Origin of the sequence: Achromobacter aegrifaciens (assembly GCF_902859735.1) — a bacterium.
Lineage (GTDB): Bacteria > Pseudomonadota > Gammaproteobacteria > Burkholderiales > Burkholderiaceae_B > Achromobacter > Achromobacter aegrifaciens.
Genome location: NZ_CADIJY010000002.1, coordinates 467,463 through 489,042, shown reverse-complemented (window position 1 = coordinate 489,042; position 21,580 = coordinate 467,463). Strand labels below are relative to the sequence as shown.

General features: G+C 68.4%; 15 protein-coding genes. 9 read left to right on the top strand and 6 right to left on the bottom strand.

Annotated elements, in window-relative coordinates:
- Window positions 1–4: 4 nt before the first annotated feature.
- Genes HV766_RS08215 through HV766_RS08200 form a run of 4 tightly spaced genes read right to left on the bottom strand, consistent with a single transcriptional unit; the run spans window position 5 to window position 3,516 of the window.
- A complete protein-coding gene (locus HV766_RS08215) occupies window positions 5–790 on the bottom strand; it encodes an enoyl-CoA hydratase (RefSeq protein WP_119452026.1) in 786 nt (261 codons plus the stop codon).
- Window positions 787–1,983 (bottom strand): CaiB/BaiF CoA transferase family protein, encoded by a 1,197-nt coding sequence (locus HV766_RS08210; protein ID WP_054454392.1) that lies wholly within the window; start codon window positions 1,981–1,983, stop codon window positions 787–789. Before HV766_RS08210 ends, HV766_RS08215 begins: the two co-directional genes overlap by 4 nt.
- Before the next feature lie 14 nt (window positions 1,984–1,997).
- On the bottom strand, window positions 1,998–3,353 hold the full coding sequence (locus HV766_RS08205) for an amidase (RefSeq protein ID WP_175180951.1): 1,356 nt from the start codon (window positions 3,351–3,353) through the stop codon (window positions 1,998–2,000).
- The gene (locus tag HV766_RS08200; RefSeq protein WP_156337376.1) at window positions 3,346–3,516 is read right to left on the bottom strand and encodes a hypothetical protein; all 171 of its coding nucleotides are present in this window, start codon (window positions 3,514–3,516) and stop codon (window positions 3,346–3,348) included. The genes HV766_RS08205 and HV766_RS08200 overlap by 8 nt, the downstream gene beginning before the upstream one ends.
- 119 nt (window positions 3,517–3,635) lie before the next feature.
- Here HV766_RS08200 and HV766_RS08195 point away from each other — a divergent pair, with 119 nt between their 5' ends.
- From HV766_RS08195 to HV766_RS08155, 9 genes are all read left to right on the top strand, one after another.
- Window positions 3,636–4,295 (top strand): GntR family transcriptional regulator, encoded by a 660-nt coding sequence (locus HV766_RS08195; RefSeq protein WP_054454398.1) that lies wholly within the window; start codon window positions 3,636–3,638, stop codon window positions 4,293–4,295.
- A gap of 175 nt (window positions 4,296–4,470) precedes the next feature.
- Window positions 4,471–5,793: an MFS transporter gene (locus HV766_RS08190; protein ID WP_125470987.1), complete on the top strand. Its 1,323-nt coding sequence runs from the start codon at window positions 4,471–4,473 to the stop codon at window positions 5,791–5,793.
- Between the two features lie 286 nt (window positions 5,794–6,079).
- Window positions 6,080–7,156 carry a BamA/TamA family outer membrane protein gene (locus HV766_RS08185; RefSeq protein WP_054454867.1) on the top strand — a complete coding sequence of 359 codons (1,077 nt, stop codon included), beginning with the start codon at window positions 6,080–6,082 and terminating at the stop codon, window positions 7,154–7,156.
- Window positions 7,153–7,440: a hypothetical protein gene (locus HV766_RS08180; protein ID WP_225588731.1), complete on the top strand. Its 288-nt coding sequence runs from the start codon at window positions 7,153–7,155 to the stop codon at window positions 7,438–7,440. The genes HV766_RS08185 and HV766_RS08180 overlap by 4 nt, the downstream gene beginning before the upstream one ends.
- Window positions 7,441–7,679: 239 nt before the next feature.
- Window positions 7,680–14,408: an autotransporter outer membrane beta-barrel domain-containing protein gene (locus HV766_RS08175; protein ID WP_175180950.1), complete on the top strand. Its 6,729-nt coding sequence runs from the start codon at window positions 7,680–7,682 to the stop codon at window positions 14,406–14,408.
- Window positions 14,409–14,540: 132 nt separating this feature from the next.
- Window positions 14,541–15,041, top strand: coding sequence for a sigma-70 family RNA polymerase sigma factor (locus HV766_RS08170; protein WP_054454404.1), 501 nt, complete (start codon window positions 14,541–14,543; stop codon window positions 15,039–15,041).
- 3 nt (window positions 15,042–15,044) lie between these two features.
- A complete protein-coding gene (locus HV766_RS08165) occupies window positions 15,045–16,010 on the top strand; it encodes a FecR domain-containing protein (protein WP_175180949.1) in 966 nt (321 codons plus the stop codon).
- 146 nt (window positions 16,011–16,156) lie between these two features.
- On the top strand, window positions 16,157–18,487 hold the full coding sequence (locus HV766_RS08160; protein ID WP_225588730.1) for a TonB-dependent siderophore receptor: 2,331 nt from the start codon (window positions 16,157–16,159) through the stop codon (window positions 18,485–18,487).
- Window positions 18,487–19,596 (top strand): PepSY-associated TM helix domain-containing protein, encoded by a 1,110-nt coding sequence (locus HV766_RS08155; RefSeq protein WP_175180948.1) that lies wholly within the window; start codon window positions 18,487–18,489, stop codon window positions 19,594–19,596. The genes HV766_RS08160 and HV766_RS08155 overlap by 1 nt, the downstream gene beginning before the upstream one ends.
- On the opposite strand, the gene arsH is transcribed toward HV766_RS08155, so the two are convergent.
- Both arsH and HV766_RS08145 read right to left on the bottom strand, forming a co-directional pair.
- The gene (arsH, locus tag HV766_RS08150) at window positions 19,593–20,315 is read right to left on the bottom strand and encodes an arsenical resistance protein ArsH (RefSeq protein WP_175164046.1); all 723 of its coding nucleotides are present in this window, start codon (window positions 20,313–20,315) and stop codon (window positions 19,593–19,595) included. The two genes, HV766_RS08155 and arsH, sit on opposite strands and share 4 nt — an antisense overlap.
- Window positions 20,316–20,398: 83 nt before the next feature.
- Window positions 20,399–21,580, bottom strand: a complete 1,182-nt coding sequence (locus tag HV766_RS08145; RefSeq protein ID WP_175180947.1) for an MFS transporter — start codon at window positions 21,578–21,580, stop codon at window positions 20,399–20,401.

Below are 21,580 nucleotides of genomic sequence, written 5' to 3'. Positions count from 1 at the left end.
CGGCTCAGCGGCCAAGGAAGACCGGGTCGCGTTTTTCGGCGAATGCCCGCCGGCCTTCGGCGTAGTCCTCGCTGGCGAAGCACCGGGCCACCAGGGCGTCGATCGCATCGAGCTGCGCGGGCGCGGGCGGATTCATGGTCGCCAGTATGGCCGCCTTTGCCGCGCGCAGGGAGAGGGGCGCATTGGCGGCGATGGCGCGCACCCGGGCCTGCGACTGGCGGACGAAATCGTCGTCGGCGTACCGTTCGTGGACCAGGCCGCGGCGTTCGGCCTGCTCGGCGTCAAGGATGCGGGCGGTATAGAACAGGTCGAAGGCGGACGCCGCGCCCACCACGCCCGCCAGCCTGCGCATGTCGGCATAGGAGTAGCCCAGCCCCAATCTTGCGGCCGGCATGCGGAAGCGGGCGCTGGCGCTGGCATAGCGCAGGTCGCAGGCCAGCGCCAGGCCGATGCCGCCGCCCATGCAGGCGCCTTGTATCAGCGCGACGGTGGGCGCCGCGAAGTCCGCCAGCAATTGCTGCGCATCCGCCACCGCCTGGTTGTACCGGGCGACCGCGGCCGCGCCGTCGCGGGCCTGGTCGAACTCGCTGATGTCGGCCCCGGACACGAAGGCCCGGGTACCGGCGCCGGTCAGCGCCAGCACCCGGACTGCGGCGCCGTCGAGTTCACGCAGCGCTGCGGCCAACTGCAGCCACATGTCCAGCGTCATTGCGTTGCGCCGTTCGGGATGGCAGACCGTCAGGGTTGCAATGCCGTCCTGGAAATCCACCTGGATCTGGCCGCCGCTCATACCACGCCCTCTTCATACAGGCGCTCGATGTCGTCCGCGGCATAGCCCATCTCCGCGAGCATTTCGCGGGTGTGCTCGCCCCAGCCTGGCGCGGGCCGCCTGATCTGGGCGGGCGTGCGCGTCAAGGCCACGGGCTGCGAGATCAGCCGGTACTGGTGTCCGGCATCGTCGGCAACCGGCTGCGCCACGCCCAGGTGGCGCACCTGTTCGTCCTCGAACACCTGCGGAATGCTGTAGACCGGGCCTGCAGGCACCCCGGCGCGGTTCAGCAGGCCAACCCAGTGCGCGACGCTCTGTTGGCTAAAGCGCTGCGCCAGGGATTCATTGAGCGCACCGCGGTTCGCCACGCGCAACTTCTCGGTCGCGTAGCGCGGGTCTTCCAGCCATTGCGGCGCATCCAGGCACTCGCACAGGCGGCGCCAGTTGCCTTCGCCGGACGCGCCCAGGTTGAACGCGCCGTCGCTGGCCTCGAACAGCCCCATCGGGCTGCTGGTCGGATGGTCATTGCCTGCCTGCACCGGCGTGTCGCCGTCGTTCAGATAGCGCGCAGCCTGGAAGTCCATCAGCGCGATCTGCGTGTGCAGCAGGGAACTGTGGACCCATTGGCCCACGCCGGAGTGTTCGCGCTCCAGCAGGGCCAGCAGGACGCCGACCGCGGCATAGATGCCGGTGCCGCAATCTGCGACCGCGAGTCCCGCGCGCAGCGGACCGCCGCCGGCAAAGCCCGTGACCGACATGAGCCCGCCCATGCCCTGGATGATCTGGTCAAAACCCGGTCGGTCCGCATAGGGACCGTCCTGGCCAAAGCCGGAGATGCTGGCCAGGATGATGCGGGGATTGATGGCGCGCAGGGCGTCGTAGTCCACCCCAAGGCGCGCCTTGACGTCGGGCCGCCAGTTTTCCACCACCACGTCGGCAGTGGCCACCAACTGCTTGAAGACGGCCAGGCCTTCGGGCTTCTTCAGGTTCAGCGTCATCGACCGCTTGTTGCGGTTCAGGTTCTGGAAGTCGCCGCCAGTACGGTCCGCGGCGAACATGGCTTCATTGGGATCGATCCCGGCCGGCGGTTCGATGCGGATCACGTCCGCGCCGAAGTCGGCCAGGATGCGCACGCAGGTCGGGCCTGCGCGCACGCGCGAGAGGTCCAGCACGCGAAAGCGCGCCAGGGTGGGGGAGGCATTGATTCTGGCCATGATGAGTCCGTGGATTAGCGTTGCAGAATGGCGGAAAAGGGCAGGGCGTACTGATGCGCGAAGGCCAGCAGCAGGGCTTCGCTGCCGGGCGCGCCGACCGCTTGCACGCAGACAGGGCGGCCTTGCGCATCGATGCCGACGGGCAGGACCAGCGCCGGCAGCCCCAGGTAGTTGAGGTAGGCGTGATGGCGGTGCAGCGCGCCGAGGGCGCGGGGATCGAAATCGGGGCTGCTGGTGGTGACCGCGGCGCGGTCCGGCACGCCTTGCTGCAGGCAGGGCGTCAGTAATAGATCGGCGTCGGCCAGACAGGTGGCAAGGAAGGCCGCGCGCAGTGGCGCGATCTGCGACAAGGCATGGCGATACCAGACCGCCGGCATGGCCCAGCCCGGCAGCGCGATGGCCTGGGTGGCCGGCGCCAGCGAGGCCAATTCACGGCGCACGCTGCCCGCGAGCGTGGCGGCGGCTTCGGCATGAAGCACGATCTGCGCCAGACGGTTCAAGCGGTCCAGGTCGGGCGCGGGGCGCAAGCCGATGCGTTGCGGATCGGGCAGGCCGCGTTCGAATCGCGCCATCGTCTCGGCCACGTCGGCGCGCGCTCCGGCAGTCGCCAGCGTCGAGGCCAGCCTCCAACGCCGCGGCCTGGATAGTTCCCGTTCGATCAGCGCCATGTCCGCGGGCAACGCGGACGCGGTTGGCGGCGTTGGCAGCAACGCGGCGTAGACGCAGGCCGCATCCAGCGCGCTGCGGCCCATCACGCCCACCGTGTCCAAGGTAGGCGCCAAGGCCGCCACGCCGTCGGCCGGGATCGCCCCCGGAGTCGGCTTGAGTCCCACCAGGCCGCAGGTCGCGGCCGGCATGCGCACAGAGCCGGCCGTATCGGTGCCCAGCGTCGCGGGGACCAGGCCTGCCGCCACCGCGACCGCACAACCGCTGGACGATCCGCCCACCGCGGCGGCGGCGTCCAGCGGATTGGCCAGCGGCGCGCCGTGGGGGTTCTCGGCCGTCGCGCCGCAGGCATGCTCGGCCATCGCCAGCGCGCCCAGGTTCAGCGCGCCGTGTTCCTGCAAGCGGCGCAGCGCCGTGGCCATCGGCCCTGGGGCTTCGTCGCGCAACGGCCGCCCGCGCCCCGGGGCGTGCATGCCGGTCTGGAAGGCATCCTTGTGCGCCAAGGCCACGCCTTCAAGCAGGCCGCCAGGACGCACGGTCAGCCCAGAGGGTTGATAGGTGCGCGTGGCGCAGAGCAGGTCGGCCGCCCGGCGCTGGAACGCCGCAGCCTGGGTCGAGACCAATGCCACGCGTGCGCCGGGCGCGGCCTGGGCGTAGTTTCGACGCATGTCGGCCACGGAAAGATGCAGCAGAGAATCAGGCATCGTCGTCCCCGCAGCCGTCGATCTCGGCCTGCACGGCGGCAAGGCGCAAAAGCGTGCGTGCGACCGCCGCTTGCGTCTCCACTGGTACCGCCAGGCCATGCGTCTTGCAGGCCAGGGCGACCCAGGCCTGCCATTCCTGCTTGGGCGAGTCTTCCATGCTCATTACCTCCTGCCGCGTTTTGCTCGTTAAAATAAAAGTCTAGTCTCATAAATATATTTATAGAAGTCAAGAAAATACTATGCCTAGCGTGAATTTTCTTACCCCCTACACCGGAGTCCGCCATGAAAGCCGCTGAGCGCATCCGCCTGTCAGTCGAAGAGTCCATCCGCGATGGCAGCCTGCTGCCGGGAGATCCGGTCGATGAACAGATGCTGATGCAGACCTACGACGTCTCCCGCACGCCGGTGCGCGAGGCGCTGCTGCAGTTGCAGGCGCAAGGGCTGGTGGCCAGCCTGCCGCGTGGCGGCATGGTGGTGGCGAAGATGGACGTGGCCCAGTTGCTGGCGATGTGGGAGCTGCTGGCGGAGCTGGAAGGCATAGGCGCGCGCCTGGCCTGCGAACGCATGACGCCCGCCGAACGCGACGAGCTGGCAGCCATCCATGAACGCGCCGCGGCCGTGGTGCGGCGCGAGGACACCGACGCCTGGCAGGAACACAACCGGCGCTTCCACGATGCCCTGTACCTGGGCGCCCGCAATCCCTATCTGCGCCAGGAGATCCTGCGCATGCGGTCGCGCACCGGCGCCTACCGGCTGCACGCCTTTTCCGCTTTCGGCCGCCTGGCCTCGTCATGGGAACAGCATGGCCAACTGCTCGAAGCCATCCAGGCGCAGGACCCGGCGCGCGCGGCCGCGGTCATGACGCAGCACATGAGCCCCGGGCAGGGCGCCACCAGCTTCGCGTCCTTCATCGCCGCGCTGCCCAAGAACCTGTTGGCCTGAAGACGCGGCGGCGGACCTCGCCCCGCGGCGGCCACCGCGGGTTAATCCTGATTATTGTATTTTTTCATAATGGCAAAATATATTTATAGCAGACAAAAACATCTGCTCGCGTAACCTTGCCCCGGTATCGGCGGGCTAGGGCGCTCCCCTGATCCGCTCCACCGAGGAACCCGCTATGGATGCTGTTTCACCGCAACCCCTGTCCGCGCCGGCACACGGCGCCGCGCCGGCCGCCGACCCTGGCCAGATGCACCGCAAGGTCGCCTGGCGCCTCATTCCCTTCCTGATCTTCCTGTTCCTGCTGGCGTGGATCGACCGCGTCAACGTGGGCTTCGCCAAGCTGCAGATGCTGCAGGACCTGCGCTTCAGCGAAGCGGTGTACGGCCTGGGGGCGGGCATCTTCTTCATCGGCTACTTCATCTTCGAAGTGCCCAGCAACCTGCTGCTGCAACGCATCGGCGCGCGCAAGACGCTGGCCCGCATCACGATCCTGTGGGGCCTGACCTCGATGGCGATGGCGTTCGTGACCACGCCCACCTCCTTCTATGTCCTGCGCTTTCTGCTGGGCGCCTTCGAAGCGGGCTTCTTCCCCGGCGTCATGCTTTATTTGACGTACTGGATACCGGCAGGCAGGCGAGGGCGCATCAATGGCTGGTTCATGACGTCGTTCGGCATCGCCGGCATCGTCGGCGGGCCGATAGCCGGACTCATCATGAGCGGCATGGACGGGGTGGCGCCGCTGCGCAACTGGCAATGGCTGTTCGTGCTGGAAGGCATTCCTTCGGTGATCGCCGGACTGGTGGTGCTGGCCTATCTGCCGGACCGCCCCCAGCAGGCGCGCTGGCTCAGCGCGGCGGAAAAGGCCGCGCTGACGGCCGAGCTGGACAGTGAACGCCTGGACCCCGGCAAACACGCCAGCTTCGCCCACGCTCTGCGCCTGCCTGCCTTGTGGCTGTGCACCGCGGCGTACTTCTGCATCGTCGGCGGCAATGCGACGCTGGCGTTCTGGATGCCTTCCATCGTGCGCGAGCTGGGCGTGCAAGGCGCGCTGAACATAGGCCTGTTGTCGGCCATCCCGTTCATCCTGGGCACGGCCGCGATGGTGATCAACGGCGCCCATTCCGACTCCACCCGCGAACGCCGCTTGCATTGCGCCGGCGCCACCCTGGTCGGCGCGGTCGGCCTGTCCTTGACCGGCGCCTACATCGGCAGCCCCGTGCTGGCGATGGGCGCCTTGAGCATCGCCGCCATCGGCGTGCTGGGGGCGTTCCCCGTCTTCTGGGCCATTCCGGCGGCATTCCTGACCGGCACCGCCGCGGCGGGCGGCATCGCCTTCATCAATTCGGTCGGCAACCTGGCCGGCTTCGCCACGCCGTTCATGATGGGCTGGCTCAAGGAATGGACGGGCGGCGTGGCCGCCGGCCTGTACGTCGTGGCCGGCATGCAGCTAGTCGCCACGGCGGTCGTCGCGCTGACGATGCGCAGGCTCGCGGTCTAGGCAGCGGTGGCGGAAGTAGTGCGCAAGATCCGGCGCCGTGTCATCATCGGCGGTGCACGACTGAACGCGCGGCTCCAGTCTCATTCTTGCGAGCCGCCCGACATCGCCGGACTGCGGCACTACAACGGGGAAGGACTCCGTGCGCCAGGAATGCAGACACGCCCGAGACAGCGCCTCCAGCGGGGCCTTGCCCGCCAAGGGCGGCGCGGCACCCCGGGGCCATCCGGTCACCTGGCCGCGACTGGCCAGGCAGATCCTGATCCTGCTGTGCACGGGCCCGGCTTTCATGGGCGCGGCGTTGGCGCAAGCGGACGCCGACGTGGACGCGGACGGCGGCGGCCTGGACATGGGCGACTTCCTGTTGCGCCAGAACGGCGCGCTACCGGTACCCGTGATCATCACCGAGCCCGCAGTGGGCTATGGCGGCGGCGTGATGCTGCTGTACTTCTCCGAACCGGCGGGTGAGGCCGCCTCCCAGGGCCAGCCGGAAGGCAAAAGCAAGGCGCCGCCCAATGTCACCGGCATTGGCGCCATGGCCACCGAAAACGGCACGCGCGGCGGCGCGCTGTTCCATTTCCGCAGCTGGGACGCCGACCGCTACCGCTACCTGGGCGCGCTGGCCCAGGGACGCGCAAACCTGGAGTACTACGGCGCCTCCAGCCACGGACGCAGCTACGAGGTGAAGGGCACCTTCCTGATGCAGCAGGTCCTGGCCCGGGTGGGCGACACGCCCTGGTACGTCGGTCCGCGCTATACCTATTTCCGCTCGAACACCCGGTTCACCGGCAGCCAGGCTGGCGAACTGTCCAAGGCCGAATTGGCCGGCCGCATCGGCAAGGCCGGCGTGGTGGTGGACTACGACACGCGCGACAATATGTTCTATCCCAACCGGGGCAGCTATGCCGAGTTGGAGGCCCAGTTTTCGCGCAGCTGGCTGGGCAGCGACCAGGCCTTCGAAAGCTACCGCACGCGCGGCTACACCTGGCTGCCGCTGGCCCCGCGCTGGACCCTGGGCCTGCGCGGCGACGGCCAGTTCACGCGCGGCACGGTGCCGTTCTACGCCCAGCCTTACGTCGACCTGCGCGGCGTGGCGCGGGGCCGCTACCAGGACCGCGACGCGCTGACCTTCGAAACAGAATTGCGCTGGGACGCCACCCCGCGCTGGTCCATACTGGGGTTCAGCGGCGTGGGCAAGGCCTACGGAAACTGGAAATCCTTTGCCGATTCCACCAATGTCGTCAGCATCGGCACAGGCTTCCGGTATCTGATAGCCGCCAAGCTGGGATTGGCGGTGGGGATAGACATCGCCCACAGCAAGGACCAGAACGCCTTTTACATCCAGGTTGGGAGTGCATGGCGATGAAGACAGATGACGATAGTTCCATGTTGCAGGCCGGCACGTCCCAGCTCGGCAACCTGCTGCAATTCCTGGCCTGGATCGCCGAACGGCCGCGCACCTATGCGCAGACCATGGACGCCTGGCGCAGTTCGTGTCCGCGCCTGTCCGCCTGGGAAGACGCGACCGCCAACGGGCTGGTGGACGTTCCCCGCCGCGCGGATGTCGAACCGGTGGTTGTCCTGACACCCAAAGGGCAGATGCTGCTGGCATCTTCGGACGGCGCCAGGCGGACGCCAGCGCGCCCCTGACACGGCCGGCCGAAGGCTCTACGCCGCATTCAATTTTTACTTACATTTGTGGCCGCGCAAGCGGTAACAGTGTGGTTTTCTTTGCGGATTTCGTCGAAAAAAAGCACTGATTCGTCGAAAAAAAGTTGCGCGAGGTGCGCTGCCTGCGGATTCTAGTGGCGAAACTTTGCCAGTTACTACTGAGCGCGCGCCCGCCGACCCGGGTAAACCGCGCTCGGATCACAAGAATCCGCTCATCCATGAAGCCCACATCACGCCCGGCGCACAGCCCCAGTCTGCCTTTTCCCCTGCTGCGGCAGAACACGTTGCGGCTGGCCATCGCGTCCGCGCTGGGCGCCTGCGCCTGGAGCGTAGCGGGCGGCGCACAGGCCGGCTATGCATGCGCAGGCGGCCCCACCCTGAACGTGCCGTCCGGCAACTACCCAAGCGCCCAGGCCATCTGCGAGGGCGACAGCGGCGTAGACCATGACAACGAAAAGAACGGCCAGAACGGACCGGACGTGTCGGTCACGTCCTCGGGCAACTACAACGCCGACGAGAACCAGACCCGGCTGAACCCGGTGGGCGTGGTCACGGCCATATCGCGCGGCGGCGACGGCGTGGACGAAGGCACGGCAGGAGACGGCGGCCACATTACCGTATCCAGCACGGGCGACATCGCGCTCAACGGCACGGCGCTCAGCAATTTCAACAGCCTGATCATGGCAGTCTCGTCCGGCGGCATCGGCGACCCCGCCAACGACAACAACGACTCGAACGGCGGACACGGCGGACTGGGCCAGAACGTGACCGTAACCAATTCCGGCAACCTGACGATGTCCGGTTCCCTGCCCACGCCGCGCCAAGGCCTGTACGGCATCAACGCGCGGGCCCTGGGCGGGGCCGGCGGCGACCAGAACGATCCGACGCTGGAATACGGCGACCAGGTGGGCGGCAATGGCGGCAACGCCAGCACGGTCACCGTCAGCAACACCGGCGCCATCAACCTGGGCAGCAGCGCCACGCGGCTGCGCACCTATGCCAACGGAGCTGCCATCTACGCGAATTCCGTGGGCGGCATGGGCGGCTACAACAACGGCAATGCGGGCACCGGCGGCACCGTGCAAGTGACGCACCAGGGCCAGGCCAACAGCTATTGGCAGGTCTTCGACAGCGCCACGGTCTTTGGCATCTACGCGCAAAGCATAGGCGGCGACGGCACCGCGTCGACCGACAACAGCGATAACGGCGGCAATGGCGGCGGCACCTCGGACAGCTGGACCCAGAAGGTGACCGTGGACGTGAACGGCTCGGTGCTGCTGGACGTGGCCGGTTCGGCGGCCGGCGCGACCGTGCAGGGCGCCGGCGTCGCCGCCCGCGCCATCGGCGGCAAAGGCGGCAAAGGCCCGGACAAGGACCATTCCGGCGGCAATGGCGGCGCGGGCGGCGCCGTGGCGATCAATCTCTATCAGGGCGGCAGCGTCGCGACCCGCGGCGACAACCTGCCCGGCCTGGCGGCGCAAAGCCTGGGCGGGCAGGGCGGCGACGGCACCGACAGCACCAAGCTGGCCGGGCAGGGCGGGGGCGGCGGGTTTGGCGGCAACGCCAGCGCCGTCAACATTTCCACCGCCAGCGGCAGCGCCATCAGCACGACGGGCAATTTTTCCACCGGCATCGTGGCGCAGTCGGTCGGCGGCGGCGGCGGCACGGGCAGCGACTTCGTGTCGGTGTTGGGTGGCCAGGGCGGCAATGGCGGCAATGGCGGCAACGCTGGCGCGGTCAATGTGGCGACAGGCGCCACGGTCACCACTGGCGGCAACCACGCCTACGGCGTGCTGGCCCAGTCCATTGCCGGCAGCGGCGGGGCGGGCGGCGCGGACACGGCCGAACTGGTTTCCTTGGGCGGGGACGGCGCGGGCGGCGGCGCGGCCGGCCAGGTCACCCTGAGCAACACGGGGTCCATCGCCACCTCGGGCTACAACTCGCACGGCATGATAGGCCAGTCCATCGGCGGCGGCGGCGGGGCCTCGGGCAGCGCCACTGGCCTGCTCAGCGTAGGCGGCAGCTCGGCCGGGGCCACCGGCTCGTCGGGCAGCACGGTGGTGATCGGCAATACCGGCTCCATCACGACGGCCGGCAACGCCGCCATCGGCCTGGTGGCCCAGTCCATCGGCGGCGGCGGCGGCAGCGGCGGCGACAGTATCGGCGTGCTGGGCGTGGGCGGCGGCGGCGCGGGCGGCGGGGCGGGCGGCAACGTCATCATCCAGGACCTGGGCTCGATCCAGACCGCCGGCCAGTTCGGCGCAGGCGTGCTGGCCCAGTCCGTGGGCGGCGGCGGCGGCAACGGCGGCGATACCTTCACCGCATCGGTGGGCGTATCGGTGGCGATCGGCGGCAGCGCCAGCGGCGGCGGCAACGGCGGCACGGTCTGCATGAGCAACCAGGGCGGCTGCGACGGCACATTGACGTACTCGACCGCGAACCTCACCACCCACGGCAACTACGCACCCGGCATCATCGCGCAAAGCATCGGCGGCGGCGGCGGCACGGGCGGCAGCGTCAAGAACGCCAGCGTGGCATCCTTCGCGGCGCTGCAATTGGGCGGTAGCGGCGGCGCCGGCGGCAATGCCGCCGAGGTCAAGGTGGGTTACAGCAATCTCAACATCAGCACCGGCGGCGCCCATTCGGCCGGCATCCTGGCCCAATCCATAGGCGGAGGCGGCGGCAACGGCGGCGACGCCAGCTATTACGACGTCACGGTGGGCTTCAATGCCGCGGTGGTGTTGGGCGGCAGCGGCGGCTCGGGCGGCACCGGCTATTCCTCCATCGTGAACCTGAGCGGCTCCCACGTCGCCACGGGCATGGACTACGCCAGCCCGAACATCGATCCCTCGACCTACGCGCCCAACGATTCCTTCGGCATCCTGGCGCAGACCATAGGCGGGGGCGGCGGCAATGGCGGCAGCTCCAGCGCCAGCGACCTGGTGGTGGCGGTACCCACCGGCGAGGGCGCGTCCCTGGCGTTCAATTTCGAAGCCGCGGTGGGCGGCAGCGGCGGGGCGGGCGGCAGCGCCTGCCCGCCGGGGGATGGCGCGTGCGTCACCCAGGTCAACCTCAGCAACGGTTCCACGGTCGCCACCTTGGGCGACGGCTCCCACGCCGTGATGGCGCAGTCCATCGGCGGCGGGGGCGGCAATGGCGGCGATTCGTCCGTGCTGTCCACCGTGCTCGGCGATGCGACCACGATCTCGCTGTCGGCCGGCATGACGCTGGGCGGTTCCGGCTCGGCAGGCGGCAACGGCGGCGCGGTGGCCGTGAGCCTGGGCGATGCCAACGGCGCCTATGTCGGCATGCCGCCGTCGTTGCTGACCCCGCCTGGCGTGCGCGTCCCCCCGGCATCCACCATCGTGACCTATGGCGACTACGCCAATGGCGTGCTGGCGCAATCCATAGGCGGAGGCGGCGGCAACGGCGGGGTCGGCAGCAGCAACGCCTACACCCACGGCGGGCCCACCAACGTCAAGCTGACCCTGGCCCTGGGCGGTACCGGCGGCTCGGGCGGCACCGGCGGCAATGTGGACGTGACGCTGAATCCCAACTTCGCCATCCGCACGCTGGGCTCGGGTTCGCGCGGCATCGTGGCGCAGTCCATCGGCGGCGGCGGCGGGGCCTCGCAGGGCGGCACGCTGAATGTGGCTGGCAGCGCCGAAGAGCGTCCGTCAGCCCGTCTGCAGGTGGGCCTGGGCGCGACCGGCGGTTCCGGCGCCACTGGCGGCAGCATCAATGCGACATTGCAAGGCGCCATCCGCACCGAAGGCGGCGACGCCGATGGCGTGCTGCTGCAATCGATCGGCGGCGGCGGCGGGCTGGGCGGATCGCTGGGCGCCGACGCCTCGTCCTATCCCATCCTGGACCGCATCGGCAATCACAGCGACAACAAGGAACGGCTCGACGACGAAAACAGCACTTATCAATTCGGCGTGGACGTGGGCGGCACCGGCGGCACGGGCGGCCATGGCGGCAACGTCACCGTGAACTACGCGGGCAAGATCGCCACCGCCGGCGACTGGGCCGACGGCCTGGTGGCCCAGTCCATAGGCGGAGGCGGCGGCGTGGGCGGATCGTCCAGCGCCTCGGGCAGCAAGATCAAGGCCAACGCGATCATCGGCGTGGGCGGCAGCGGCGGCGCCGGCGGCAATGGCGGCGTCCTGAGCTTCTTCTTCGACGACGACCATGGCAACAGCATCGCCACCACCGGCTACAACGCCTATGGCGTGCTGCTGCAATCGATCGGCGGAGGCGGCGGGCAGGGCGGCGATGGCTCGGATCAGGCCCAAGGCACCATCACCGTCGGCGCCTCGTTTGGCGGCACAGGCGGCGTGGCCGGCAACGGCGGCAACATCCTGACCTCCGGCAGCGGGAGCTGGCTGAATGTCCAGACCACGGGTGACGATGCGCCTGCGCTGGCGATGCAATCGATCGGCGGCGGCGGCGGCACGGCCGGCGCGGGCAACAGCAGCTCCAAGCTGCAGCAGGACAGCCATTCCATGAGCGTCGCAGTGGGCGGCAACGGCGGCTTGTCCGGCTCGGGCGGCGCCATCGACGTCGCCACCGGCATCGCCGCCACCACGCAAGGCGCGCGCGCCTATGGCGTGCTGGCCCAATCGATCGGCGGCGGCGGCGGGCTGGGCGGCGCGGGCGACGCCAGCAACCTTTCTGGCGTGTCGCTGGGCGGGCGCGGCGGCGCGGCGGGCGACGGCGGCGCCGTGACCCTGACCTTGAATGCCGGCAGCCACATCAGCACCAGCGGCGCGGGCTCCCATGGCCTGATCGCCCAGTCCATCGGCGGCGGCGGAGGCATCGCGGGCGACACCAGCAAGGGCTTGCAGCTGGACTCGGGCGGCTGGACCCCAGGCAGCGGCCAGACGGGTGGCAACGGCAACGGCGGCGCGGTTAACCTCAATGTCGCCAGCAACATCACGACCCAGGGGGCCTACGCCTTCGGCGTGATCGCCCAATCCATCGGCGGCGGGGGCGGGCTGGGCGGCAATGCCGCCGGCGGCTTCGCCGGCAGCACGGCAGGCGCGGGCAGCACGGGATCCGGCGGGAACGTCACGCTGACGCAGAGCGGCAGCATCGCCGCCACCGGCGCCGGCGCCACCGGCATCTTTGCGCAAAGCGCCGGTCCGCAAGGTTCGGGCCAGGTCGCGGTCACCGTCGACGGTTCGGTCAGCGGCGGCACCGGCGCGGGCGCATATGGCGTCTGGATCGTGGGCGACAAGCAGAACACGCTGACCGTGGGCTCGGCGGGCATGATCATCGCCGGCGCAGGCGGCAGCGCCGTACGCTATGACGGCGCCGCCCTGCAGCAGGCCAAGACCGTGAGCTTCCTGGCCAGCGCCCCCGGCGCCAGCCTGTCCGTCAACAATGCGGGGACCGTGCTGGGCAACATCGAATGCGGCGGCGGCGCGGGCGGCATCGCCTGCAACGTCTGGAACGCCGCCAGCGGCACCCTGAGCGACGCCACGCTTTATCAGGCCAACATCGACAACGCGGGGCTGGTCGCCATAGGCAGGTCCGGCGCCTTCGACACGCTCACGGTTACGGGGAATTTCAACCTGCAGGCCGGCGGCCTGCTGCAGGCGGACGTGGACTTCGCCAACCTCAAATCGCCGAGCATGGTGGTGCAGGGCGATACCCGCCTGAACGGCCAGGTCAATGTCCAGCCCATCACCTTGCTGCCCGATCACGAAGTCACCGTGGCGACGCTGCAAGGCGATGTGCAAGGCAGCCCCGTTGCCAAGGACAGCCCGGTGATCGACTACGACGCCAGGCTGGACGGCAAGAACGTGCGCGTGCGCGCAACGCAGGCCGACTTCGCCGCGCCGTCCATGCAATTGGCCGCCAATCAGCGCTCGGTTGCGAATCATCTGCAGGGCGCCTGGAACCTGGGTGGCAACGCCGCCATGGCGTCCTTGTTCGCGGCGCTGGACATGGCCTCCCGCGAAAGCGCCGACACCTATTCGAACCGGCTGTCCGACCTGTCGGCCGGCGTCACCGTGGCGCCTGCCGCGCAGATGCAGGCCAGCATGGCGCGCTTTACCGGCGCCATGATGTCGTGCCCGGCATTCCAGGGCGGCGACGCGCTGACCGGCGAGCAGGATTGCCTGTGGGGCCAGGTGTCCGGCATCAATACCAACCAGGACGGCGACGGCGGGGTCTCCGGATTTTCGTTCGATGGCGTCACCTACCAGTTCGGCGGCCAGCGCCAGGTCAGTCCGGGCTGGTTCCTGGGCGGGTCCGTTGCCTACCAAAACAGCCATCTGAGCGGCGACGACGGACGGGTCAGCGGCAAGGGCGACAGCGGCTATGCCGGCGTGGTGGTCAAGCGCGAAACCGGACCCTGGACCCTGTCCGCGGCCCTGGGCGGCGGCTACGGCCAGTACGACATCAACCGCAGCATCCGCATCCCCGGCATGCAAAGCACGGCCGACTCGGACCTGGACGTCTACGGCGCGGCCTTGCGCCTGCGCATCGCGCGCACCTACGCCGGGGAACACGTTTACCTGAAACCCTATGTGGACGTGGACGCGTCCTACACCCACATGCCCGGCTACAGCGAATCCCGCGACGCCTTGCATCTGGACGTGGAAAGCAGCAACGAATTCGTCATGGCCCTGTCGCCGACGCTGGAACTGGGTGGCAAGGTGGCGCTGAAGAACGGCGCAACCATGCGCCCCTACATGTATGGCGGCGTGTCGTTCCTGTCCAAGGATGAGTACACGGTCAAGTCGCGCTTGCAGGGCGCGCCGGCAGGCTCGGGGGCCTTCGAGACCTCGGTGCCCATGGACGACGTCATCGGCCGCATCGGCGCGGGCCTGCAGGTATCCAACGCGGGCGGCCTGGACTTCCGGTTGCAGTACGACGGGGATTTTTCGTCCCACATACAAAGCCATCGCGGCACGTTGAAGGTGATGGTGCCGTTCTGAACGCCCCGCAGGGCTCCGCGCGATTCGATACTGCGAACGGTTCTTGGTATCATTTAGCCCTGCTGGCCGCCGGGCTGAATCCGGCCAGGCCGCCATTCCGTGTCATCGCGCTGCCTATCGGGGCGTTCGAGCATGTCCAAGCCCCTACAGCCGCTCCAGCTACTCTGCGAAAACCACTACGACTGGCTCTGCCAATGGTGGCGGCATCGCCTCGGCCATGGCGATGAGGCCGCGGACTTCGCGCACGACACCTTTCTGCGCGTGCTGCGCCATCCCGAGGAAGTCCGCACGCTGCGCCAGCCCAGGGCCTATCTGACCACCATCGCGCGGGGGCTGCTCAACGATCACTGGCGCCGCCGCTCGCTGGAACGCGCCTGGCTCGAGGCCTTGGCCGCGCTGCCACCCGAATTGGAAGCCTCGCCCGAGATGCTGCTGGGCGTGCAGCAAGCGCTGCAACAGTTGGACCGCATGCTCGGCAATCTGGCGCCGCAGGCGCGCGAGGTGTTCGTCCTGTCGCAACTGGAAGGGCTCACCTACGTCGAAATCGCCGCCCGCACCGGCTTGAGCGACCGCACGGTGAAGCGCTACATGGCCCAGGGCTTCGAAATCTGCCTGACCATGCTGGATTCCTGACCCATGGCCGCCGCCGAATCCAAACCGCTAGACGCCTCCGTCATACGGGAAGCCGCCCGCTGGCTCGTGCGCCTGCATTCCGGCGAGGCCGGACCGGCGGATCACGCCGCCTTCGAGCGCTGGCGTCACGGTCATCCTGAACGCGAGCTTGCCTGGCAACGCGCCCAGCGCCTGATGCAGCAGTTCGACACGGTGCCGGCCTCCGTGGGCGTGCCGCTCTTGACGCGCCCGTCGCAGGTCAGCCGGCGCGCCGTGCTGCGTACGCTTGCGGTCCTGGGGGTTGCCGCGCCCGCCGCCTTGCTGACCTACCGCCTGTATGCGGAGCCGGCAGGCGCCTATCGCACGGCGGTGGGCGAAAACCAGGACCTGCGGCTGGCCGACGGCAGCCAGGTCCATCTGAATACCGATACGGCCATGGAGGTGGGCTACTCCGACGAAATGCGCCTGCTGCACCTGCGCGGCGGCGAAATCTATGTGCGCACGGCCGCCGACCCGGCGGGCAGGGCGCGGCCCTTCATCGTGGAGACTCCCCAGGGCCGCTTGCGCGCCTTGGGCACCCGGTTTGTCGTCCGGCAACTGGACGATGGCGACGTCCAGACCGAGCTGACCGTGCTGGAACATCGCGTCGCCGTCACCCTCCGGAATGGCAGTCCGGAGCGGATCTTCAATGCCGGCGAGTCGGTGCGCTTCACCGCCAATGCCTTTCTGCCGAACGCACAGGCCAGGTCAGACGCGCCCGGATGGACGCGCGGCGTCCTCGAAGCCGACAACATGCGCCTGGACGCCTTGCTGGCCGAGGTCTCGCGCTACCGGCGCGGCGTATTGCGCTGCGACCCGGCGGTGGGCGGCCTGCGGGTATCTGGCGTATTCCGCCTGCAAGACACCGACGCGCTACTTGCCGTCGTGGCCAAGACCCTGGATCTGCGCGTCGTCACGCGTACCGCCTACTGGGTCACCCTGACGCGCTGAAAGCCGCCTGGTTTCACTTGCTTACAACTTTGCCGCTACGCCCTTGTCCCTTTTCCCCGCGTTCATCCGGCATACCGCGCATTGATGACCTGTAGGGATGTGACCAAGTGGCAGTCGTAGACAAAACCCAACCCCGCGTCCTGCGCTTGGCCGGATTGACACTGAGCCTGGCCGCCGCCTTCGCCGCCGCGCCGCCCGCCGCGGCCCAAAGCTCGGCCCCGGCCGCGACGCACGACTATCGCATTCCGGCAGGTCCCCTGGACCAGGCGCTTTCCGCCTTCGCCAAGGCGGGCGGCATCACCGTTTCCTTCCGGCCCGAGGACACGCGCGGACTGAGGACGCAGGGCCTGGACGGCAGCTATGGCGTGGAATCGGGGCTGGCCAGGCTGCTGGCCGGCACCGGCCTCGCCGCGGAGGAGCAGGGCGGCCAGGGATACGTGGTGCGCGCGCCAGCCCCTGCGGCCAAGGCCGTGCCTGCCGGCAACGCCAACACGCTGGAATCGATCCAGGTCAGCGGCGACTGGCTGGGCACCGGCCTGGAAAACAGCGTGCAGACCTTTGGCGGCGCCCGCACGCTGGTCAAGCGCGACGAGATCCAGAACAGCGGCGCCACCAGCGTGGCCGACGTGCTGCGGCGCGTGCCAGGTGTGCAGATCAGCGGCAGCACCAGCGCCAGCGGCAGCTCGGTCGGCCTGCACGTCGGCATCCGCGGCCTGAACCCGCGCAATTCATTCCGCACCACCATGCTGCTGGACGGCATCCCCATGGCCATGGCCCCTTATGGCCAGCCGAACCTGGTGATGTCGCCGACCAGCCTGGGCAACATCGAAGCCATCGACGTGGTGCGGGGCGGCGGGGCGGTGCGCTATGGCCCGCAGAACGTGGGCGGCGTAATCAACTTCAAGACCCGCTCGATTCCGACTGGCAGCGGACTCACCGCCGAGGCCTCCGCCCGCTACAACATCTTCAGCCAGGGCGGCACCAATACCCAGTACACCGGCTTCCTGGGCACGCAGTTCGAAAACGGGCTGGGCGTGGCGCTGATGTACTCCGGCATGGACGGCGAACAATGGCGCGATGCCAGCCATGACCGCTACAACGACGTGGCGCTGAAATGGCGCTTCGAGCTGACCCCGACGTCGGAAATCTACGGCAAGTTCGCCCATTACGACGTCAAATCGATGACGCCGGGCGGCCTGACGGTGGCGCAGTACCGCGACGATCCATTCCAGAACACCCATCCCACCGATTACTGGAAAGGGCAGCGCGATCAGGTCGACATCGGATACCTCAATTCGATCTCGGACACCCAGGAATTCGAGGCCCGGGTCTATCACTACGACAGCTCGCGCCAGAGTTCGCTCATCAATACCGCGACGGGCCGCAACGATTATCAGCCGCGCAACAACCAGGTACTGGGCATAGAGCCGCGTTACACGCAGCGCCTGGAATGGGGGCCGACCACGCACGACGTGACCATCGGCTACCGCTACATCCACGAAACCGGCCAGGACCGGCGCTATTCGGAATCCCTGGCCACGGGCCAACGCATCGGCGCCGCACAGGTCTTCGACAACAAGACCGAAGCGCACTCCATCTATCTGGACGACCGCATCGCCTACGGCAAATGGCGCGTCACGCCCGGCGTGCGCTATGAACACATCCGCACCAACCGCCAGCCCAGCGGCACCGCCAACGACACGCCGTTCGACCTGCGCAACAGCCGCGGCCTGCCTTCGCTGAACATCGCCTATCTGGTCGACGATGCGTTGACGCTCTATACCAACTACAACACCTCGTTCGGCGCGGTGCAGTACACGCAGCTGAACTCGATGTCGGCCTCCAATCCGCTCAGCCCGGAAGTCGCCAAGACCCTGGAAGCCGGCCTGCGCTACTCGGGCGAACAGACCCACACCGAGTTCACGGTCTTCAACCTGAAGTTCGACAACCAGATCCTGTCGATACCCGGAACCAATCCGGCCGTGTTCCGCAACCTGGGCGCCACCACCCACAACGGCGTCGAATTCGCCATCGACTACGACTTCGACAAGTCCGGCCCGCTCGCCGGCCTGAATCTCTACGCCAACTACACCTACGTGCGCGCCATCCAGAAATCCGGCGAATTCGAAGGCCGGGACGTGCCGTTCTATTCGCGCCAGACCGGCACGCTGGGCGGACGCTACATGCGCAATAACTGGACTTTCAACCTCTACACGACGGCACAGAGCGGCCAGTACTCGGACACCGCCAACACCGAAGAGGAGAACGCCGCCGCGACCAACGGCCGCGTACCGGGTTTCAGCGTCTGGAACACGCAGCTCAGCTACAAATTGCCCCAATGGAAGGGCAGCGAGCTGGCGGTGGGCGTGAACAACCTGTTTGACCGGCGCTACTACACCCGCAACGTCGACACCAACGGCGGCCGCATGGTGGGCGCGCCGCGCATGGTCTACCTGCAGGCGCGCCTGGCCTACTGATGCCCCGGCGTATCTGGCTGCTCTGCCATCGCTGGGTGGCGCTGGGCCTGGGCGGGATCCTGATCCTGTCCGGACTGACCGGCGCCTTCCTCGTGGCCGCGCGGCCGCTGGACAAGCTGCTGCATCCGGAGCTCTTCCGGGCCGGCAACGCAGGCGCCGGCCAGCCCGCATCGTTCGAATCCATGCGCCGCAACCTGGCCGCCGAGTTCGGCCCGCAAGCCTCCTACACCTTCCGCCCGCCGCGCGAATCCGGCGAAACCATGCAGGTCAGGGTGAGGGCGCCCGACGCCTGGGACGGCACGGTCTATCTCGATCCGGCCAGCGGCCGGGAGCAGGGCAGAAGGGGAGAAGACGAGGGCCTGGTCGCCATCGTCTACAAGCTGCACAGCGCCCTGATGCTGGATCGCACCGGCAAGGCCGTGCTGGCCTGGACCGCGCTGGCCTATCTGGTCCTGGCGGTGTCGGGCCTGATCGCATGGTGGCCGCGCAAATGGCCGCCGTCCTTGCGCATGGCGTTCAACAAGGGCGCGCTGCGCGCCTGGTTCGACGTGCACCGCAACGGCGGCGCCATCCTGGCGCTGCTGTTGGCGGTGTGCATGGCCAGCGGCGCCTATCTGGCATGGCGTCCGATAGGCGGCTGGATCACGCTGGCCAGCGGCCAGCCCCCGGTCGTGGCGCCCAAGCTGCCGGCGCGGCCAGCGGACGCCATCCCGCCGCGCTCCCTGGACGAATTGGCCGCAACCGCACAAGCGGCATTTCCGGACGGCGCGATCGGCTACCTGCTGTACACGCCGCGCATCGACCGCCCCTTGGCCATACGCATGCGCGTGCCCGACGATCCGCATCCAAACGGCAGATCCACCGTCTGGCTCGACCCGCGCGACGGCCACGTATTGGCGGCACAGCGCTGGAACGAACTCGATCCCGGCGCGCGGATCAACTCCGTGCTGTATCCGCTGCATACGGGAGAACTGGGCGGAATTGCGGGAGAAGCCATGGTCGCGCTGCTGGGCCTGGGCTTGGGCGCGTTGGGCATCAGCGGGATCTGGCTCTGGTGGAGACGGCGCGGATTAAAAGCCCAGGCCCGCGCCCGACTTGAATCCCCCTAGATGGACGCCTGCTTCATCCGGCGCGACAGATCGGCGGCCGCCTCCTTGCGCTCGCTATAGCGGTCCACCAAATAGGGCGAGGCATCCCGCGTAAGCAGGGTGAACTTCATCAGTTCCTCGACGACGTCGACCACGCGATCGTAGTAGGGCGATGGCTTCATGCGTCCCGCCTCGTCGAATTCCTGGTAGGCCTTGGCCACCGACGATTGATTGGGAATGGTCAACATGCGCATCCAGCGCCCCAGCACCCGCATCTGGTTCACGGCGTTGAAGGACTGCGATCCGCCCGACACCTGCATCACCGCCAACGTCTTGCCCTGGGTCGGGCGCACCGCGCCCACCGACAGCGGAATCCAGTCGATCTGCGTCTTCATCAATCCCGTCATTGCGCCGTGACGCTCGGGCGAACTCCAGACCATGCCTTCGGCCCATTGGACCAGCTCATGCAGCTCGCGCACCTTGGGATGGTCATCGCTGGCGTCATCGACCAGCGGCAGTCCCGAAGGATTGAACAGCCGGGTTTCGCCGCCCAGCGCCTGCAACAGGCGCGCGGCTTCCTCGGCCACCAGGCGGCTATAGGAGCGTTCGCGCAACGAACCGTACAGCAGCAGGAACCGCGGCGCGTGCGCGGCCCGCACGGCAGGAAACAGCCCGGCCTCGCCGGGTCGATGGAACAACGACGAATCAATGTTGGGCAAATCGGCCAGGGTTTCAGACACGGACCACCTCCGCGCCGATGCGGGTCTCAACGGTATTCTGGATCAACTTCATGCAACACCTCTATACATACGACACTCAGATTTCAATCGGCCGACGCCCGCGCACGCAGCAGCAATAGCGCGGCAAAGGCGCCAAGCCCTATGCCCCCGGACAGCCACAGCGCGTTGACCCCCCAGCGGTCCAGCGCCACCCCGAAAAGAAATGGCGCTAGCGCCTGCGCCACCCGCGCCGGCATCATCAGCCAGCCCTGGCGCGCGCCATAGCCCTGGGGGCCGAACAGCACCAGCGGCAAGGTCCCCTTGGCAATGGTCAGGATGCCGTTGCCCGCCCCATGCAGGACGGCGAACACCGGCGCCATTACCGGACCGCCGCCCAGCAGCAGGGCAACACCCGCCGGATGCGCCAGCGCAGCCAGGCGCGCGGACAACAAGGGATGAACCCGCCGCAAGAAACCGAATTCCAGCAGGCGGCCCGCAACCTGCGCCGGACCGATGAGCGCACCCACGGCCACGGCGGCTGCGAGCGTGGCGCCCGTGGCTTCCAGCATGCGCGGCAAATGCGTGGCCATCGCGGTGCTGATGAACCAGGTCGCCGCAAACACGAAGGCGAGGAGGGCAGTGGCATACCTCTGCTGCCGCGGCTGGGGGGCAGAGGAGGGGACATCCTGCGCATTGTCCGCAGGCTCTTGCGTTCGTCCCGCGCCCGGCGCTTTCGGAAACCATGCGTTCAACGGCAGGCCGACCAGCAGGTGCAATCCTGCCCACCCCAGGCACGCGCCGCGCCAACCGAATTGGGTTTCCATCCAGGCCGAAAGCGGCCATCCCACCGTGCTCGCAAAACCGGCAATCAGCGTGATCCCCGTAATGGCGCCGCGGGCGTGATGGCCATACAGCCGCACCAGGCTGGAGAAGGCTGCCTCGTAGAGTCCGGCCCCCATCGCCGCGCCGATAACCAGCCAGGCGGCGACCATCGTCCAGAGGCCCTGGGCGGCGCCCAGCAAGCCCAGCCCCAGCGCAAACAGCAGGCTCGTGCCGGCCAATACGACGCGCCCGCCATGGCGGTCGATCGCTAGTCCCGCCCAGGGACCGACCACGGCCGAAGCCACCATCGCAGCGGAAAACGCCGCATACACCGCCGGCGCCGACACCCCCAGCTCGCGGGCCATCGGATCCGCCAGCATCGCCGGCAGGTAATAGGAAGACGCCCAGGCGAGCGTCTGAGCCGTGCCCAGGGAGCCAACGACGCGTACGGGAGCGTCGAGCAT